Annotated in this window: 1 protein-coding gene; it reads left to right on the top strand. The window is 26.4% G+C overall.

The features are described 5' to 3' along the window. Positions 1-288 precede the first annotated feature (288 nt). Positions 289-1573: right-handed parallel beta-helix repeat-containing protein (locus tag MBORA_RS09680; RefSeq protein WP_211258399.1), on the top strand; the 1285-nt coding region annotated here is incomplete at its 3' end.

The raw sequence follows: 1573 nt of genomic DNA, 5'->3' as shown, positions 1-1573 counted from the left end.
TAAAAAACACAAATAGTATTTAAAACTTTCGTAAAAATCAAAAATGTAAAATCAAAAAGAAGACCAAATAGACAAAATTGAAAAATTAAACACTATTTATATACAAAAGACCTAACAAATTGACAGTCCCTTTTTTGTTTATTGATTTTAGTTTATAAATTATAATGAAATTTCTAACAAAGTGTTCGAAATAAGTTCAAAAATATGATTTTTGACTTAAAAAAGTGATTTTTTTTATAAAAAACTACTTTTAGCATGCACTCAAGTTAAATGGAGATGAAAAAACACATGTTATATAAAAATACGATTAAATTGTTATTTTTATTCATTATCTTATTAGTATCCATATCTGCTATATCTGCTGTTGATAATTCAACTGATGTAACTCAAGAAATGGGTTTTAATGAAGTAATGGGTGATAGAGGTTCTGGTTCATTTACTGATTTACAAACGATTATTGATAATGCGCCTGCAGGATCTACTATAAATCTAGATAAGAATTATGTTTATAATAATGCAACAGATTCTAGTCCTATAAAAATTAATAAAAAAATATCTATAAATGGTAATAATTTCACACTAAATGGAAACAACCAATCAGGTATTTTAGAAATTAATGCGTATAAACTTTCTAATGTTGTTTTAGATAACATAAATTTTATTAATGGATATTTAAAAGGAAGTAGTGGTGCAGCAATTCGTTCATTATCAAATGATATAGAAATTAAAAATTGCTACTTTGAAAACAACACTGCAAAAAATTATGGTGGTGCAATATATTTAAGATATGATCGTGGAATAATTTCTAATTGTTTGTTTGTTAATAATACTGCAGATAGTGGTGGAGCTATATATATTTCAAGTAATGGGTTCACGATTAAAAATTCTACATTTAGAAAAAATAATGGAAATAGAGGTGGATCTGTTTATATATATTCAAAAGATGTAATTTTGGAAGATTCTACTTTTAATGATAATAATGCTACATATGGTGGTGCTATTTTTGTTTATACTTCAAATGTAACTATCTCAAATTCTTCTTTTGAGAATAATAATGCTACATATGGAGTTATAGAATGGCAAGGTGATAATGGTACTCTTTTAAATTCTTCTTTAAATAATAATTCTGCAGGTTATTATGGTGGTGCTGTTTATTGGACTGGTGCTAATGGAATTCTTTTAAATTCTTCTTTAAATAATAATTCTGCAGGTTATTATGGTGGTGCTGTTTATTGGACTGGTGCTAATGGAATTCTTTTAAATTCTTCTTTAAATAATAATTCTGCAGGTTATTATGGTGGTGCTGTTTATTGGGATGGTGCTAATGGAATTCTTTTAAATTCTTCTTTAAATAATAATTCTGCAGGTTATTATGGTGGTGCTGTTTATTGGAATGGTGCTAATGGTACTCTTTTAAATTCTTCTTTTAATAATAATTCTGCAGGTTATTATGGTAGTGCTGTTTATTGGGGTGATAGTAATGGTGAAATTCAAAATAGTTATTTTAATAAAAATAAGGCAAATTTTGCTGCTGCTCTTTTTGTTATGGGTGATAGTGTTGTAGTTAGAAATG

Source organism: Methanobrevibacter oralis (assembly GCF_001639275.1).
Taxonomy (GTDB): domain Archaea; phylum Methanobacteriota; class Methanobacteria; order Methanobacteriales; family Methanobacteriaceae; genus Methanocatella; species Methanocatella oralis.
This window is presented reverse-complemented; position numbering and strand designations above follow the sequence as displayed.